Origin of the sequence: Lentzea kentuckyensis, assembly GCF_002150765.1 — a bacterium.
Taxonomy (GTDB): domain Bacteria; phylum Actinomycetota; class Actinomycetes; order Mycobacteriales; family Pseudonocardiaceae; genus Lentzea; species Lentzea kentuckyensis.
In genome coordinates this window covers 58,910-74,737 of record NZ_MUYM01000067.1, presented here as the reverse complement: position 1 = coordinate 74,737, position 15,828 = coordinate 58,910, and the positions used below count along the sequence as shown (strand labels likewise).

Annotated in this window: 15 protein-coding genes; 10 read left to right on the top strand and 5 right to left on the bottom strand. The window is 68.3% G+C overall.

All coding sequences use genetic code 11. The features are described 5' to 3' along the window. Together B0F77_RS29645 and B0F77_RS29640 are read left to right on the top strand one after the other, a co-directional pair. Positions 1–494 (top strand): aldose epimerase family protein (locus B0F77_RS29645; protein WP_483868451.1); only part of this gene is annotated, 494 nt, incomplete at its 5' end. A 58-nt stretch (positions 495–552) separates the two neighbouring features. Continuing rightward, entirely contained in the window at positions 553–1,761 is a 1,209-nt protein-coding gene (locus B0F77_RS29640; RefSeq protein ID WP_086666286.1) for an amidohydrolase, read from the top strand. On the opposite strand, the gene B0F77_RS29635 is transcribed toward B0F77_RS29640, so the two are convergent. After that, positions 1,758–2,897, bottom strand: coding sequence for an acyl-CoA dehydrogenase family protein (locus B0F77_RS29635; protein ID WP_086666285.1), 1,140 nt, complete (start codon positions 2,895–2,897; stop codon positions 1,758–1,760). The genes B0F77_RS29640 and B0F77_RS29635 overlap by 4 nt on opposite strands. 84 nt (positions 2,898–2,981) lie before the next feature. Between B0F77_RS29635 and B0F77_RS29630 the strand changes: the two genes are divergently transcribed. From B0F77_RS29630 to B0F77_RS29615, 4 genes are all read left to right on the top strand, one after another. Continuing rightward, on the top strand, positions 2,982–3,572 hold the full coding sequence (locus B0F77_RS29630; RefSeq protein WP_086666284.1) for a TetR/AcrR family transcriptional regulator: 591 nt from the start codon (positions 2,982–2,984) through the stop codon (positions 3,570–3,572). Positions 3,573–3,578: 6 nt separating this feature from the next. Next, complete coding sequence (locus B0F77_RS29625) at positions 3,579–4,511, top strand: carbohydrate kinase family protein (RefSeq protein ID WP_086666283.1); 933 nt, start codon at positions 3,579–3,581, stop codon at positions 4,509–4,511. 223 nt (positions 4,512–4,734) lie between these two features. Continuing rightward, positions 4,735–6,048: a citrate synthase gene (locus B0F77_RS29620; protein WP_086666282.1), complete on the top strand. Its 1,314-nt coding sequence runs from the start codon at positions 4,735–4,737 to the stop codon at positions 6,046–6,048. Positions 6,049–6,153: 105 nt separating this feature from the next. Beyond that, positions 6,154–7,359, top strand: coding sequence for a cryptochrome/photolyase family protein (locus B0F77_RS29615; protein WP_425435743.1), 1,206 nt, complete (start codon positions 6,154–6,156; stop codon positions 7,357–7,359). Here B0F77_RS29615 and B0F77_RS29610 read toward each other — a convergent pair. Then, complete coding sequence (locus tag B0F77_RS29610; protein ID WP_086666280.1) at positions 7,349–8,530, bottom strand: ABC transporter permease; 1,182 nt, start codon at positions 8,528–8,530, stop codon at positions 7,349–7,351. The two genes, B0F77_RS29615 and B0F77_RS29610, sit on opposite strands and share 11 nt — an antisense overlap. Next, on the bottom strand, positions 8,527–9,435 hold the full coding sequence (locus B0F77_RS29605) for an ABC transporter ATP-binding protein (protein ID WP_086666279.1): 909 nt from the start codon (positions 9,433–9,435) through the stop codon (positions 8,527–8,529). Before B0F77_RS29605 ends, B0F77_RS29610 begins: the two co-directional genes overlap by 4 nt. Before the next feature lie 129 nt (positions 9,436–9,564). Here B0F77_RS29605 and B0F77_RS29600 point away from each other — a divergent pair, with 129 nt between their 5' ends. Genes B0F77_RS29600 through B0F77_RS49195 form a run of 3 tightly spaced genes read left to right on the top strand, consistent with a single transcriptional unit; the run spans position 9,565 to position 12,126 of the window. Next, positions 9,565–10,017 carry a YbaB/EbfC family nucleoid-associated protein gene (locus B0F77_RS29600; RefSeq protein WP_086666297.1) on the top strand — a complete coding sequence of 151 codons (453 nt, stop codon included), beginning with the start codon at positions 9,565–9,567 and terminating at the stop codon, positions 10,015–10,017. Between the two features lie 22 nt (positions 10,018–10,039). Then, positions 10,040–10,351 (top strand): hypothetical protein, encoded by a 312-nt coding sequence (locus B0F77_RS29595; RefSeq protein ID WP_086666278.1) that lies wholly within the window; start codon positions 10,040–10,042, stop codon positions 10,349–10,351. Next, positions 10,348–12,126, top strand: coding sequence for a WXG100 family type VII secretion target (locus B0F77_RS49195; RefSeq protein ID WP_086666277.1), 1,779 nt, complete (start codon positions 10,348–10,350; stop codon positions 12,124–12,126). The genes B0F77_RS29595 and B0F77_RS49195 overlap by 4 nt, the downstream gene beginning before the upstream one ends. Positions 12,127–12,261: 135 nt before the next feature. On the opposite strand, the gene B0F77_RS29585 is transcribed toward B0F77_RS49195, so the two are convergent. Beyond that, complete coding sequence (locus B0F77_RS29585; protein ID WP_086666276.1) at positions 12,262–13,647, bottom strand: glycerol-3-phosphate dehydrogenase/oxidase; 1,386 nt, start codon at positions 13,645–13,647, stop codon at positions 12,262–12,264. Next, positions 13,644–14,219: a TetR/AcrR family transcriptional regulator gene (locus B0F77_RS29580; RefSeq protein ID WP_086666275.1), complete on the bottom strand. Its 576-nt coding sequence runs from the start codon at positions 14,217–14,219 to the stop codon at positions 13,644–13,646. The genes B0F77_RS29585 and B0F77_RS29580 overlap by 4 nt, the downstream gene beginning before the upstream one ends. Between B0F77_RS29580 and B0F77_RS29575 the strand changes: the two genes are divergently transcribed. Next, the gene (locus tag B0F77_RS29575; protein WP_086666274.1) at positions 14,218–15,780 is read left to right on the top strand and encodes an FAD-binding oxidoreductase; all 1,563 of its coding nucleotides are present in this window, start codon (positions 14,218–14,220) and stop codon (positions 15,778–15,780) included. The genes B0F77_RS29580 and B0F77_RS29575 overlap by 2 nt on opposite strands. The last annotated feature ends 48 nt before the right edge of the window (positions 15,781–15,828 follow it).

Here is a 15,828-nt window from a genome sequence, read left to right as displayed (position 1 = left end):
CGCACGGGGTCACGAACGTCGGCGACCTGGCCACGCCGTTCGGGGTGGGGACGCATCCCTATCCGCGGGCCGGTCATGCTCCTACCGACTCCTGCGTTTTGACGTTGGCGGCCACGACCGTGCTGCCGTTGGACACCGAGCGGATGGTCCCTTCGGGGGCGGCCGTGCCGGTGGAGGGGACCTTCCGGGGCGGGCGGGAGTTGTCCGGCGTTCGCCTGGACACGCCGTTCGGGGGGTGTGAGCCGTCGCAGGACGGATTGGTGCACCACTCGCTCGCCTCCGAGGACGGCGGCGTCGAAGTCTGGGCGGATCCGGACTTCAAGTGGGTGCAGGTCTACACGCCGGACTCGTACCCCGATCGGGGGCGCGCGGTGGCGATCGAGCCGATGACCTGTCCGCCGGACGCGTTGAACTCAGGGGTCGACCTGATCTGGGTCGCGCCGGGGGAGTCCTGGGGTGCCCGGTGGGGGATTCGGCCGCTGGGCTCGGAGTAACCGCGTCGCCAGATCTCGGGCTGGCCGACGGCCGAGCCAACCGTTAGCGTTGCTAACCATGAACATCGCGATCACCGGTGGCTACGTCGTGCCCGTCGACGGGGAGCCTGTCGAGGGCGGCACTGTGTTGATTCAGGACGGGAAGATCGTCGCTGTTGGTGCTGACGTCGACATTCCGGACGGGATTGAGGTCGTCGACGCCGACGGGGCCTGGGTGCTGCCCGGCTTCGTCGAGGCGCACGGGCACATCGGTGTCCACGAGGAGGCCGAGGGGTGGGCCGGGCAGGACACCAACGAGATGACCGACCCGGTCGGCGCGCGGATGCGGGCGTTGGACGCCATCAACCCCGCTGACCTCGGGTTCGCCGATGCGCTCAGTGGTGGGGTTACCACGGCGGTGATCAAGCCTGGGTCCGGGAACCCGATTGGTGGGCAGACCGTTGCCGTCAAGTGTTGGGGGCGGACGGTTGACGAGATGCTCGTCAGGGAGCCGGTCAGCGTCAAGAGTGCGTTGGGGGAGAACCCCAAGCGGGTTTACGGGGACAAGGGGAAGCTGCCGTCCACTCGGCAGGGGGTTGCGGCGGTCATCCGGGACGAGTTGACCAAGGCGCAGGACTACCTGGCGAAGAAGGCTGAAGCTGAGGCTGATGGGAAGGCCTTCGAGCGCAACAACACGCTGGAGATCCTGGGCAAGGTTGTCAGTGGTGAGTTGCCGTGGTGTCAGCACGCGCACCGGGCGGATGACATCGCCACGGCCATTCGGCTGTCTGAGGAGTTCGGGTACAAGCTGATCCTCAACCACGGCACCGAGGGGCATCTGATCGCGGATGTCATTGCGGACAAGCAGATTCCGGTGATCATCGGGCCGTTGTTCACCACTCGGTCCAAAGTGGAGTTGCGGAACCGGGGGTTGCGGAACCCTGGGATCTTGGCGCGGGCCGGGGTGGAGCTGGCGATCACCACGGACCATCCTGTGGTGCCGATTCACTTCCTGGTGCACCAGGCGACGTTGGCGGTCAAGGAAGGGCTGGACAGCGACACCGCGTTGCGGACGATCACGACGAACCCGGCTCGGATCATGGGGCTGGACGACCGGGTTGGTGCGTTGAAGCCCGGGCTCGATGGAGATGTGGTGATCTGGTCCGGGGATCCGTTGGACGTGATGAGCCGGGCCCTGCACGTGTACGTGGAGGGGCGCGAGGTTTACGCGTGGGACGAGGCCAAGGGCGAAGGGGTCGTGGCCGACCCCTTCTACCGCGAGGGTTAGCGGAGGCCTCGGCCGATCACCAGGCGCTGGATCTGGTTGGTGCCTTCGAAGATCTGCAGGACCTTGGCCTCGCGCATGTAGCGCTCCACCGGGAAGTCGCGGGTGTAACCGGCGCCGCCGAGCACTTGGACGGCGTCGGTCGTCACCTTCATCGCGGCGTCGGTGGCGACCAGTTTGGCGATCGACGCCTGCTGGCGGAACGGGAGGCCTCGGTCGCGCCTGCGGGCTGCTTGCAGGTAGGTGGCGCGGGCGGACTCCACTGCTGCGGCCATGTCCGCCAGCAGGAATTCGAGGCCCTGGAACTCGATGATCGGGCGGCCGAACTGGGTTCGGGTTTTGGCGTAGGCGACGGCTTCGTCCAGGGCTGCTTGGGCGAGGCCCACGGCGCAGGCGGCGATGCCGAGGCGGCCGGAGTCCAAAGCGGACAGTGCGATCTTGAGGCCGTCGCCTTCGTTGCCGATCAGGCGGTCGGCGTCGAAGTGGACGTCGTCGAACGACAGTTGCGCGGTGATCGAGCCGGTGAGGCCCATCTTGCGTTCTGGGGTGGCGGCGGTGATGCCTTCGGCCTCGCCTGGAGCCAGGAAGCAGGAGATGCCGCGGCCCGCGTCGGGGGACGTTCGGGCCATGAGCGTGTAGAAGTCGGCGGCGCCGGCGTGGGTGATCCACGCCTTGGTGCCGTTCACGACGTACTCGGAGCCCTTGCGGACGGCCCTGGTCGACATGGCGGCCGGGTCGGAGCCCGCCTGGACCTCGGACAGGGCGTAGCCGCCGAGCAGTTCGCCTTCGAGCATCTCGGGGAGCCAGCGGTCCTGCTGTTCGCGGGTGCCGAAGGTGGCTAGGCCGTAGCAGGACATCACGTGCACGGACAGGCCTACGGCGACCGTCATCCACGCGGAGGCGACCTCTTCGAGGGCCTGGAGGTAGACCTCGTAGGGCTGTTCGCCGCCGCCGAACTCCTCCGGGTACGGCAGGCCCAGCAGGCCTGACCTGCCCAGCAGGCGGAACGCGTCGCGGGGGAACTTCTCGTTCTCCTCGGCGTCCGCGGCGTGCGGCTTCAGCTCGTCCCGCGCGATCTCCTTGACCAGCGCGATCAGGTCCTCGGCCTCTTGCGTGGGGAGCAGCCGCTCGGCGGGCATCGTCGACCTCCGGTATGTACTGGTAGCTGTACTGTAGGACGTACGTCAGTACAGTTGCCAGTGAGTGTGGCAGGGTCGTCACTCATGACGCGGGCTCTCACGCAGCGGCAGGCCGAGCTGCTCACCCGGTTGGAAGCTCTCTTCCTCACCGAGGGCTTCGGTCATCTCACGCTGGATGACATCGCGGGCAGGTTGCACTGCTCGAAATCGACGCTGTACGCGCTCGCCGGCAGCAAGGAACAGCTGGCGGTCAGGGTCGTCGGCCGGTACTTCAAGGGGGCCGCCGAGCGCATCGAGAAGCGCATCGCGGGCCTCAACGACGTGCGCAAACGCATCGGCAGCTACCTCGCGGGGGCCGCGGAGGAGCTCAACAAGGCCTCGGCGGCGTTCATCGCGGACGTCTCGGACTTCCCGCCCACGCGGGCCACCTACGAACGCAACGCGCGCGCTGCGGCCGAGCGCATCAAGGCGTTCATCCAGGACGGTGTCGAGCGGCACGTGTTCCGGGAGGTGCACGCGACGTTGTTCGCCGAGATGGCCGGGTTGCTCATCGAGGGCATCCAGACGGGTGTCCTCACGAAACGGGCAGGTGTTTCGGACGCTGAGGCGTTCACCGCGTTGGGTGAACTGTTGTTGGATGGGCTGCAGCGCAACGGGGCCTCCCAGAAGGAGTAGAACGCAGTGATCGTGGTTGCTGGTGAGGCACTGGTCGACATGGTGCCGGTGGGGGACGACGAGCTCACGCCGCTCGCGCCGAAGCTCGGTGGCGGGCCGTACAACGTCGCCGTCGCGCTCGGACGCCTGGACGTGCCGACGAGCTTCCTGTCGCGGGTGTCGACCGACCACTTCGGGGAGCAGCTGATCAAACGGCTGCACGCGTCGAACGTGGAGACCGGTCTGGTTCAGCGTGGACCGGAGAACACCACGCTCGCCGTCGTCGGGCTCGCCGAGGACGGCAGTGCGCGCTACGCGTTCTACGTCGACGGCACGGCCGACCGGCTCGTCGACGACCCCGGACCGCTGCCCGCGGACGCGAAAGCCGTGTCGTTCGGCACGTTGTCGTTGGTGCTGGAGCCCGGCGCGTCCGTCTACGAGACGGTGCTGCGGCGCGAGAGCAAGCGCTTGCTCACCGCGCTCGACCCCAACATCCGGGCAGGGTTGATCGACGATCCGGGCGCCTACCGCAAGAGGTTCCGGTCGTGGCTGCCGGATGTCGGGCTGCTGAAGGTGTCGATCGAGGACGCGCAGTGGCTCGCAGAAGACAGCGACGTGATCGAGATCGCAAGGACGTGGATTTCACAGGGACCGGCCGCCGTCGTGCTCACCAAGGGTGGCGAGGGGCTGTCGGTGATCACCGCCACGGGTCAGGTCGACGTGCCGCCCGTGCGGGTGGACGTGGTCGACACGATCGGGGCCGGCGACACGGTGCAAGGTGCCCTGCTCGCGTGGCTGCACGACCACGACGCGTTGAGCGTGGAGAAGCTGCGGTCACTCACGAACGATGAATGGGCCGGCGCATTGGCCTATGCCGGTGCCGCCGCCGCGATCACATGTTCGCGCGCCGGTGCCGAACCGCCTTTTGCGAGCGAACTCACCGCCGCGTTGGGTGGATAAAGCCGGGGATCGGACTACCGTGGGGTAGCCGCGCTAGAAACTGGCATTACGGATGTGATGCCGGTCCCATCTCACAGAATCGGTTCACACCGCTGCTGCGAGGCGGGCCTTCCGCCGACTAGCGTGAGTGAACTTGAAGACTCAGATCCCAACGGGGTGGTCCGAGACGACGGCAGTCCGCGCGGGCTGCCGCCACCCCGTCCGAGCGTTGAGAGGGACTTGAATGCCCGACGCGACGACTGCGCCGACCGACCCACAGACCGTCGCGCTGCGCCACGGGGACGCAGAGCTCGAGATGAAGGTGGTGCCGGCGTCCGAAGGCGCGTCCGGCATCGATCTCGGCAAGCTGTTGTCGACCACCGGTCTGGTAACCCTGGACACCGGTTTCGTCAACACGGCCTCCTGCTCCTCCGAGATCACCTACATCGACGGTGACGCCGGAATTCTGCGTTACCGCGGGTATCCGATCGAGCAACTGGCCGCGCGTTCGAACTTCGCGGAGGTCAGCTACCTCCTCATCTACGGCGAGCTGCCGACCGCGGCCCAGCTCGAGGACTTCTCGCAGAAGATCAGCAGGCACACGCTGCTGCACGAGGACCTCAAGCGCTTCTTCGACGGCTTCCCGCGTGACGCGCACCCGATGCCGGTGCTGTCCTCCGCGGTCTCCGCGCTGTCGACCTTCTACCAGGACTCGCTGTCGCCGTTCGACGCGAACCAGGTGGAGATCTCCACGATCCGCCTTCTCGCCAAGCTGCCGACCATCGCGGCCTACGCGTACAAGAAGTCGATCGGCCAGCCGTTCCTCTACCCGGACAACTCGCTTGGCCTGGTGGAGAACTTCCTGCGGATGACCTTCGGCTTCCCGGCCGAGGCCTACGACCTCGACCCGGACCTGGTCCGCGCGCTCGACCTGCTGTTCATCCTGCACGCCGACCACGAGCAGAACTGCTCCACGTCGACCGTGCGCCTGGTCGGCTCGTCCGAGGCGAACCTCTTCGCGTCCATCTCCGCCGGCATCAACGCCCTGTTCGGCCCGCTGCACGGCGGCGCGAACAGCGCGGTGCTGGAGATGCTCGAGAAGATCAAGAACGACGGCGGCGACGTCAAGGCGTTCGTGAACAAGGTGAAGAACAAGGAGGACGGCGTCCGCCTGATGGGCTTCGGCCACCGGGTCTACAAGAACTACGACCCGCGTGCCGCGATCATCAAGAAGACGGCCGACGAGATCCTCGGCAAGCTCGGCGCCGACGACCAGCTGCTCGACATCGCGAAGCAGCTGGAAGAGGCCGCCCTGAGCGACGAGTACTTCATCTCCCGCAAGCTCTACCCGAACGTGGACTTCTACACGGGTCTGATCTACCGGGCGATGGGCTTCCCGACCAAGTTCTTCACCGTGCTGTTCGCGCTCGGCCGGCTCCCCGGCTGGATCGCGCACTGGCGCGAGATGATCAACGACCCGGCCACCAAGATCGGCCGCCCGCGGCAGATCTACACCGGCCCGACCGAGCGCGACTTCATCGCGATGGAGAACCGCTGATCTTCACGCTTCACCCGTGCGGGGCGCGCCTGTCATGCAGGCGCGCCCCGTTCGTTTTAGCGTCGAGCGGTGAGTTCTCCATCGCTCGTCTGGTTCCGCCGAGATTTGCGGACATCCGATCATCCCGCGATTCTTGCCGCCGCGGAAAGGTCGCCTCGCGCGCTCGCGCTATTCGTTCTCGACGACAGGTTGCTGAAACCGTCCGGGCAGCCGCGAATCGATTTCCTGCACCGGTGTTTGCACGCGCTGAACGATGATCTCGGCGGCCGGTTGATGGTCGTGCACGGCGACCCGGTCGAGGTGGTTCCGCGGGTCGCGAAGGAGATCGGCGCGCAGAGCGTCCACATCTCCGCGGACTGCGCGCCGTACGGGCGGCGCAGGGACGAGGCCGTCGAGGAAGCATTGGGGGACACCGAACTCGTCCGTTCCGGCTCGCCGTACGCCGTGACGCCGGGCCGGGTGCGCAAGCAGGACGGCACGCCGTTCAAGGTCTTCACGCCGTTCCGCAACGCCTGGCTGGACCACGGCTGGCGCAAGCCCGCGGACACCGACGCGTCCACTCTGGACTGGATCAAACCGGACCACAGCGTCGAACTTCGCAAAATCAAAGAACAACTGCCGGACGGGCTGAAGCTGTGGGAGGAGTTCCGCGACGAACGGCTGGAGGACTACGACGGGACCCGCGATCGGCCGGACCTGGACGCCACCAGCCGCCTGTCCGCCTTCCTGCGGTGGGGCGTGCTGCACCCCAGGACGTTGCTGCAGGACTGCGACGGCGCGTTCCGCAGCGAGCTGGCCTGGCGCGAGTTCTACGCCGATGTGTTGTGGCACAGGCCGGAGACCGCGCGCGAGAACTACGACCGCAAGTTCGACCGGATGAAGCACGACAACGACGTGGAGTTGTTCGAGGCCTGGACGCAGGGCCGCACCGGTTATCCGATCGTCGACGCCGGGATGCGCCAGCTGTTGCGGGAAGGCTTCATGCACAACCGGGTGCGCATGATCGTGGCGAGCTTCCTGGTCAAGGACCTGCATCTGCCGTGGTGGTGGGGCGCGCGGCACTTCATGAAGCACCTGATCGACGGTGACATCGCCTCGAACCAGCACAACTGGCAGTGGGTCGCCGGCTGCGGCACGGACGCCGCGCCGTTCTTCCGCGTCTTCAACCCGACCACGCAGGCCAGGAAGTTCGACCCGGACGGCGCGTACGTCCGCAGGTACGCGCCGGACTCCCTCGACATCGAGCCGATCGTGGACCACGCGGTCGAACGCCAGGTCGCGCTCGACCGCTACCAGGCCATCAAAGCCTGAGGGCTTCGCGGAGCTTGACGCGAGCGCCCGTCCGCAGCACGGCGTTCGCGTAGACCTTGCCGCCCAGCCAGGTGATCGCCGCGATGGCCGCCAGCGCGAGCACGATCGCCAGGACCACCTGCCACGGTGTCGCCACGCCCATCGCCATCCGGCCCGGCATCAGGATCGGGGCGAACGGCGGCAGCAGCGACAGGACGGTGACCGTGGGACCGGACGGGCTGCTGATCATCAGGTTGATGCCGGCCACGAACGCCACGATGATCGTCATGCTGATCGGCGTCAGCACCGACTGCAGTTCCTCCTGCCGTGACACCAGTGACGCGGCCGCCGCGAACACCGTGGCGTACAAGAAGAATCCCAGCAGATACCACAGGACGCCGGTCAGCAGGGCCGTCCCGCCGAGGGCGCCGACGTCGACCACGTCGAACGCCGACGAGAGCCCGAGACCGACCGTGGAGATCACGAGTAACTGCAGCAGACCGACCGCACCGAGCCCGATCACCTTGCCCAGCAACAACTGCCACGGCCGCACGGTCGCGAGCAGGATCTCGACGACCCGGCTGGACTTCTCCTCGACCACGCCCTGGGCGACCATCGTGCCGTAGACCAGCAGCGAGTAGTACAGCAGCGCGGCCACTATCAACCCGATGGCGAGACGCTGACCTTGTTGCGGGTCAACGGGTTCCAGCGCCGTCACGCCCACCTTGACGTTCGCCAGGTTCTGCGCGACCTGCTGCGGGGTGATGCCGGCCTCGGCGAGCTGCGCGACCAGCACCTGCTGGCGCAGGACGTCGTTCAGCGCGGTTGTGAGCACGTCGTTGCCGGAGCCCTTGACGATCATCTTCAACGACGGCGGCGCGCCGGTGACCAGCGCGTCCAGCTTGCCGTCGCGGACCTGCTGCTCGGCGTCGCCCGTCGACGTGACGTCGCGCGTCTCGACGTCGATGCCGAACGACCTCGCCTTCTCCCGCAACGGATCCGCGAGCTGCGTCGCCTGTCCGGAGAGCCCGACGACACTGCGCTGCTGGTCGCTGAACAGGAACGACTGCAGCACCACGTACCCGGCGAGCACGGCGATGATCACCGCCGTGCCGATCAGGAACGACCTGGTGCGCACCTTCGTGACGAACTCGCGCCTTGCCACCAACGAGACCGCTCGGGCCGACGTCATGCGATCCTCGCCTCGGTGGTCACCACGTTGCGGAACAGCTCGGTCAGCGAGGGCCGCTGCCGGGAGAACTCGTGCACGGGACCCGCGGAGAGCGCGGCCTGCAGCACGGACTGGTCGTCCACGCCGTCGGCGAGCTCGAGCACGCAACGCGTTCCGTTCTTCTCGATCACCCGCACTCCACCAAGGGTGGCAGTCCAGTCGGTGGTTGGCGACTCAACGACAAGCCGGGACACCCCGCCGGAGCGGAGTTCGTCGACCGTGCCTACGGCGACCATCGAGCCGGCACTCACGATGCCGACCCGGTCGCACAGCCGTTCCACCAGGTCGAGCTGGTGACTGGAGAACACGACGGGCACCCCGGAGGACGCTTTCTCGCGCAGCACCTGGCTCATCACGTCCACCGCGACGGGGTCCAGGCCGGAGAACGGTTCGTCGAGCACCAGCACGTCCGGCTCGTGCACCAGCGCGGCGGCCAGCTGGACGCGTTGCTGGTTGCCGAGGCTCAGCCGCTGCACCTCGTCCGCGCGGCGGTCGCGCAACCCGAGGCGCGCGATCCAGTTCTCCGCGCTCGTGTGTGCCTCGTTGGTGCCCATGCCGTGCAGCTCGGCCAGGTAGACGAGCTGGTCGAGCACCTTCATCCGCGGGTAGAGGCCGCGTTCCTCCGGCATGTAGCCGATTCGGCGGCGCGTGTCGAGGTCGACGGTTCTTCCGTTCCACCGCACCTCGCCGGAGTCGGCCGCGAGCACTCCCAGCGCGATGCGCATGGTCGTGGTCTTCCCGGCGCCATTGCTGCCGACGAAACCGAAGAGCTCGCCCGCACGCACGTCGAAAGACATGTCCCGCAGGGCGACGACCTCTCCGTAGCGCTTGGAGATCCGGTCGATCTCCAGCACTCCCTCAGGCACGGTGCACCCCTTCGTTAGCCCGGATGGCGGTAATCGGACTCAAAGTATCGGTGAGCAGGGAACGAGTGAAACGATACGGGCGTCTACGGCGAATCGAACGAACGACCAATTCACTCAACGGGGGTGACCATGCAGCCCATTGACCCCGATCAGTGGCTCGCGCAGTACGGGGCCAAGATCGAGCAGGCGAAGCAGCACGCTGAGCAGGCCCGCGACCAGCTCGGTGGTGTGGGCGGGAGCGCCAGCTCCCCGGACGGCCTGATCACGGTGACTGTCAACGCCACAGGGGTGCTGACCGATCTGCAGATCAAGCCGGAAGCCCGCGGCATGGACCCCAGCGAGATCGCCTCCGCGGTGCTCACGGCCTCGGCGAAGGCCCAGCGGGACGCGTCCGGCCGGGTCGTGCAGATCATGACGGACTTCGTCGGAGACAGCCCCGCTCTCGAGTTCGTGAAGGCGCAGATGCCGAACGGATACGCGGGCGACGGAACCGATGAGGAAGAACCGAAGTCGGAGTTGGAGCGCAAGGACACGCGGCCCGACGACGAGTACTTCACCAACCCGCCCGACGTCATGGCCTGAGTGCAGGAGGAGGGGGTAGGCGATGCAGTCAGCACACTTCAACATCGATCTCGATGAGCTGAGAAACCACGCCAAGAGCGTGGACAGGCTCATGGAACGGATGCGCAAGGCCACCGAGACGTGCGATCCCGGTGCGCTCACCACCGAGGCGTTCGGCGTCTTCCTCGGGTTCCTGGCCCAGAACGTCCTCGAGCGGGCCGGCCTGTCGCAGGACATGCTCGGCAAGGCCGCGAACTCGCTGATGGACATGGGCACCGGTCTCAAGGAGACCATCGAGCAGTACGAGCAGGTCGACCTCGACAACATGTTCGGCTTCAAGGGAGGCCGGGGATGAACGCCCCAGCGTCGCAGGCCAAGGGCACCGACCCGCAGCAGCTGATCAGCTCCATCTCGAACACCTACTCCGCCATCGAGCGCGGCGACTGGGTCAACGCGGGCCTCGGCATCGCGGACTCGGCCATGGGCATCGTCGGCATGGCGTCGAACCCGCTGAGCGGCTTCCTCTCCGCCGGCTTCAGCTGGGCCATCCAGCACGTCGACTTCCTGCGCGAGCCGTTCGACGTCCTGCTCGGCAGTCCCGAGTCGATCGCCAAGATGTCGGAGTCGTTCAAGAGCGCGGGCAAGCAGGTCCACGACATCGCGCGCGAGTACGAGAAGATCTGCGTCTCGCAGACCCGCGAGTGGCAGGGCCGTGCGGCGGACGGGTACCGCGCCGCGGCCAAGAAGCACGCCGGTGGCCTGGAGACCCTCGCCAAGTCGGTCGAGGGCATCGCCGGCGCGGTCAAGGGCGCCGGCGAGCTCGTCGGCACCGTCCGCAAGATGATCATGGACCTGATCAGCCAGGCCGTGTCCGACATGGTCATGAAGATCATCCAGTGGCTGGCGGCGTCGTTCCTGACGTTCGGCGCGGCCATCGCGGGCGCGATCGCCGACATCGTCACGACCGCGGTCAACTACGCGAAGAAGCTCTCCGACTTCCTGCAGAAGCTCGTCGGCTCCGTGCAGAAGCTGATGAACCTGATCAAGTCCGTCTCGCAGATCGCCAAGGTCGCCGAGCAGGTCATCGACGCGATCTCCTCGATGGCGCAGAAGGGCGGCGGGGGCGGTGCCGGCGGCATCACCCGGCAGACCCAGGGCGGCTTCGACGGCATCCGCGCCGACCAGCAGGACCGCGCGTCCAGCGGTGCGGGCGGCACGTACACGAGCGGCGTCGGTGGCGTTCCCGGCAGCAGCGGTCTCGGTCAGTCGGGCGCGGGCCCCCAGGTCACCCCGTTCCAGCCGGTCGCCGGTGGCAACCCGGTCGGTGCCCCGGCCGGATGGAACGCCGGAGCGGGTGCCGGCGGCCAGGTGCGGCCGTTCCAGCCGCTGCCCGGTCAGCCGGGCAGCTACCCCGGCGGCAGGCCGCCCGGAACGTTCCCTCCCGGCCACACCGACGCCGGCCACCACCTGCCCGGTGGTGGCGCGGGCGGTGGCGCTGGCGGCGTGGGCAACCCCGGTGCTCCCGGCAGCGGGCAGGGCCGTTGGGTTCCCGGTCACTGGGAGCCGGACACGACCGCGCCCGCCGGTGGCGGCGCGACCCGGCCTCCGACGTTCGGGACGACGCCCACCGCGCCGAACACCGACTGGTACCGCCCGGCGATCACGCCGGTCGACCACCCGACCTTTACGCCTGTGGACCGCCCGGCCTTCACGCCGGTGGACCACGGCACGACCACGGCGGCCGGTGGCGGCGGCGGTGGTGGCGGTGGCGGTGGCATCCCGAAGGGCATGGGCGGCGGTGGCGGTGGCGGCATGCCTCCCGGCTTCGGCGGCGGCCCGGCCGGTGGCGGTGGTGCCGGCGGTACCTCGGCCACGCAGTTCGGCGGTGCGGCCGGTGTCATGGCGGCGGGCGGCGGCGGTGGCGCCGCGGCGGCCGCTGGTGGCGTTCCGCACGGACCTGGCGGTGGCGGCTCCGGTGGTGCGGGCGGCGGCATGATGGGTGGCGCTCCGATGGGCGCCGGTGCCGGCGGTCAGCAGGGCGGCAACAGCGAGCACAAGCGGAAGGTGCGGATCGAGGGCGAGGCCCTGGTCGACCCGCCCAAGGCCGCGAAGCCGGTCATCGGCGAGTGACCTCGCACTCCTGCACCAGTTGATCTTGCGCTGAGAAACGGGGCGTCCCTCACGGGGCGCCCCGTTTCTCGTGCTGTGGGTCGGGGCGTCTGCAAGTACTACCAGCCGGGTGGTTGGTGGTACTTGCAGACGCTTTCAGACGGCGGCGAGGAGTTTGGCGATCTCCGGCGCGGCCTTCTCCCGGTCCGCCGGCACCAGGCCGATGCGAGTGCGCCGGTCGAGAACGTCGTCGACGTCCAGCGCGCCCTCGTGGTTGATCGCGTGGACGACGTCGGCCTCGGTGACGCCCGGCGCGATCGGTGTGGTCGGCTGCGGCCTGTCGTCGACCAGCCGGATGTCCTTGGTGCGACACGGGATCTGCGTCAGGTTAGTCGCGTTCACCGCGTCCGCCGCCATCTTGCGGTAGGTGGTGAGCTTGCCGCCGACGATCGTGATCACGCCGTTCGGAGCGGTGAGCACGGCGTGGTGACGGGACAGGTCCGCGGTCTGGCCTTCTGCTTCGAGCAGTGGACGCAGACCGGCGTAGCTGCCGATGACGTCCGCTCTCGTCAGTTCCCGTTGCAGGACCCCGGAAGCCGTCCTGAGCAGGAAGTCCACATCGGACTCCGGCACCACCGGCACGTCCGGGATCTCGTCGACCGGCTCGTCGGTGAGACCGAGGTACGCGCGGCCGTTCGTCTGGGGCAGCAGGAGTGCGTAGCGGTTGCGCTCACCGGGCACCGGGATCGTGAGCGCGGTTTCGCAGAGGCCAACGGCTTTCGCGTCCACCACCAGGTGTGAGCCGCGGGACGGCCGGAGCTGGACCGGTGCCAGCGTGCCGGCCCAGACACCGGTCGCGTTGATCACCGCTTTGGCCCTGACGGTGTACGTGGTGCCGGTGAGGGTGTCCTGCACCTCGGCGCCATCACCTTGCAGCACAACGACTTTCGCCCGCGTGATGATGCGGGCGCCGTAGCCGGCGGCGGTGCGTGCGAGGGCCACCACGAGACGGGCGTCGTCGACCAGCTGGCCGTCGTAGTTGAGGAGTCCGCCGGTGAGCCGGTCGGGGCTCAGGCCCGGAACCAGTGCCAACGCCTCCTGCTTGGGCACGCGGCGCGGCCTGGGCAGCACGCTGGCGGGCGTGCCGGCGGCGATGCGCAGGGCGTTGCCCGCCTTGAGCCCGGCCATCACGAAGTGGTTCGCGCCCGCGTGCAACGGGAACAGCATCGGCAGCGTGCGGGTGAGGTGCGGCGCCGTCCTGGTCATCAGGATGCCGCGCTCGACCGCGCTCTCGTGGGCGAGCTTCACGTCGCCCTTGGCCAGGTAGCGCAGGCCGCCGTGGACGAGCTTGCTGGACCACCGCGACGTCCCGAACGCCAGGTCGTGCGCCTCCAGCAGCACGGTCCGGAGGCCACGCGACGCCGCGTCGAGCGCGACGCCCGTGCCGGTGACCCCGCCGCCGATCACCAGCACGTCGGCGACTTCCTGTTGTGCTGCTTCGAGGTCCTGCGCGCGCCTGATGGCGTTCAGGGAGGTGTTCACGGCTTCAGCGCCCCGTCCAGTTGCTTGCCGAGCTCGTCCAGCAGTGCGGCGAAGTCGAGTCCTGACGTGGCGGGCTTGGCGGAGAGCACCATCGACTGCGTGGTCAGCAGCACCACGCGTGCCTGCGTCTTGGCGTCGCCGAACCGGATGGACCCGTCGACGTGGCCGGCTTCGATCTGTCCGATGAGGAACTGCTCGACCAGCCGCTGCGTGCTGCCGAGCCGATCGGTGAGGTAGGGCAGCATGAGGTCGGCGTCGAGCTGGAGCACCCGCTGCATGATCGGGTTGTTCGACAACAGCCGGATGGCGTCCTTGGCCCCGCTCACGAGCTGCTCGCGCGCGTTGCCCTGCCCGCTGGACCGGTCGGCCTCTTCGAGCAGCGCGGCGAACTCGCGCGTCATCAACGCCCGCACGAGATGGTCGACGTCGGGATAGCGCCGGTACAGCGTCATGCGGCTCACGTTGGCGCGTTTCGCCACGTCGGTCAGGGTCGTCCGGCGTACGCCGACCTCGAGAACACACTCACGGGTGGCGTCGAGCAGCGCGTCGTGGGTGTGACGTTGAGACGTCATGTGTAACACTGTAGCAGTGACCAGGGCGAGATGGACCACCGAAACCGTGCCGCTGCCGCCGCACGCGCTGGCTTGGCTCAGTCAGCGCGTCGGGCTGGGGAAGCCGTTCGTCGAGGAGCCGATGCCGGCGCCCGACTCGGCGTTGTCGGCTGATGCCTTCACGGCGCTGGAGGCCGTGAGCACGATCAGCGTGGACGACTCCGACCGGCTGGCCCGCTCCGGCGGCCTGTCCTACCTGGACCTGTTGCGCCACCGCGGCCATGGAACTCCGGCCGTGCCGGATGCCGTGGTTCAACCCGCCTCGCCTGCCGAGGTGGTCGAGGTGCTGCAGGTTTGCGTCGAGTACGACATCGCCGTGGTGCCGTTCGGTGGAGGCACGTCCGTGGTGGGCGGGGTCGAGGCCCTGCGTGGCACGAAGTCCGCTGTGGTGGCGTTGGATCTGGCCGGGCTCGGGTCGCTGGTTTCCGTCGACCCGGTGTCTCGGGTGGCCGTGCTGCAGGCGGGAGTGACCGGGCCCGAGGCCGAGAGGTTGTTGGGGGAGCACGGGTTCACGCTCGGTCATGTGCCGCAGTCGTTCGAGCGGGCCACGATCGGTGGGTTCGCGGCCACCCGCTCGGCCGGTCAGGCTTCCTCCGGCTACGGCCGTTTCGAGGACATGGTCGAGTCGGTGCGGGTCGCCACCCCGGTTGGCGAGTGGGTGGTGGGGACTGCGCCCGCTTCCGCGGCTGGACCAGACCTGAAGCAGTTGGTGCTCGGCAGTGAGGGACTCTTCGGGGTGATCACCGAGGTGTCCGTGCGCGTGCGGCCCAAGCCTTACGGGCCTCGGTACGAGGGCTTCGTCGTCGACGGCTGGGAGGCCGGGTCCGACCTCGTGCGGTCGTTGGCTCAGGACGGGGTGCTGGCCGACATCACTCGTCTGTCCGATGAGGACGAAACCGAGGTCGCGCTGGAACTGGCCGGCGCCAAGGCTTCCACGTTGAAGAAGTACCTGCGGTTCCGCGGGGTCAAGCAGCCCTGCCTGGTGATCCTCGGCTGGGAGTGCCGATCGCGGTCCGCGACCATGAGCGCGTTGAGCGGCAAGAAGGTCGTGCGGCTGGGCCGGGCCATGGGGGCCTCCTGGCTGCACGGGCGGTTCAACGGGCCTCGGCAGCGGGATGCGTTGCTGGACGCGGGGGTGTGCGTCGAGACGCTGGAGACCGCCACACACTGGTCTCGGGTCTCGGAACTGCGCGAGGCGGTGAAGGACGCGTTGACCGCGGAGCTGGGGAATCCCGTGGTGATGTGCCACATCTCGCACGCGTACGAAACCGGCGCTTCGCTGTACTTCACGGTGCTGGTGCCGCGGGACCTCGAAGATCCGGTGGGCCAGTGGGAACGGGCCAAGGTCGCCGCCTCGGACGCCATCTCCCGGCTCGGCACGATCACCCACCACCACGCCGTCGGCCGTGACCACCAACCCTGGCTGGAGAAGGAGATCGGGCCGATCGGCGTCGACGTGCTGCGTGCCGTGAAGGACCGCCTGGACCCGACCGGCATCCTCAACCCCGGCAAACTGCTCTGAAAGGCACGCGGGGACCCCGCGTTTCCTTCTGGGAAACGCGGGGCCCCC

Coding starts and splice junctions, on each gene's coding strand:
- B0F77_RS29580 (WP_086666275.1), bottom strand. CDS start 14,219: ATGACGTCTCAACGTCACACCCACGACGCGCTGCTCGACGCCACCCGT.
- B0F77_RS29630 (WP_086666284.1), top strand. CDS start 2,982: ATGACGCGGGCTCTCACGCAGCGGCAGGCCGAGCTGCTCACCCGGTTG.
- B0F77_RS29640 (WP_086666286.1), top strand. CDS start 553: ATGAACATCGCGATCACCGGTGGCTACGTCGTGCCCGTCGACGGGGAG.
- B0F77_RS29610 (WP_086666280.1), bottom strand. CDS start 8,530: ATGACGTCGGCCCGAGCGGTCTCGTTGGTGGCAAGGCGCGAGTTCGTC.
- B0F77_RS29575 (WP_086666274.1), top strand. CDS start 14,218: ATGTGTAACACTGTAGCAGTGACCAGGGCGAGATGGACCACCGAAACC.
- B0F77_RS29635 (WP_086666285.1), bottom strand. CDS start 2,897: ATGCCCGCCGAGCGGCTGCTCCCCACGCAAGAGGCCGAGGACCTGATC.
- B0F77_RS29595 (WP_086666278.1), top strand. CDS start 10,040: ATGCAGTCAGCACACTTCAACATCGATCTCGATGAGCTGAGAAACCAC.
- B0F77_RS49195 (WP_086666277.1), top strand. CDS start 10,348: ATGAACGCCCCAGCGTCGCAGGCCAAGGGCACCGACCCGCAGCAGCTG.
- B0F77_RS29600 (WP_086666297.1), top strand. CDS start 9,565: ATGCAGCCCATTGACCCCGATCAGTGGCTCGCGCAGTACGGGGCCAAG.
- B0F77_RS29620 (WP_086666282.1), top strand. CDS start 4,735: ATGCCCGACGCGACGACTGCGCCGACCGACCCACAGACCGTCGCGCTG.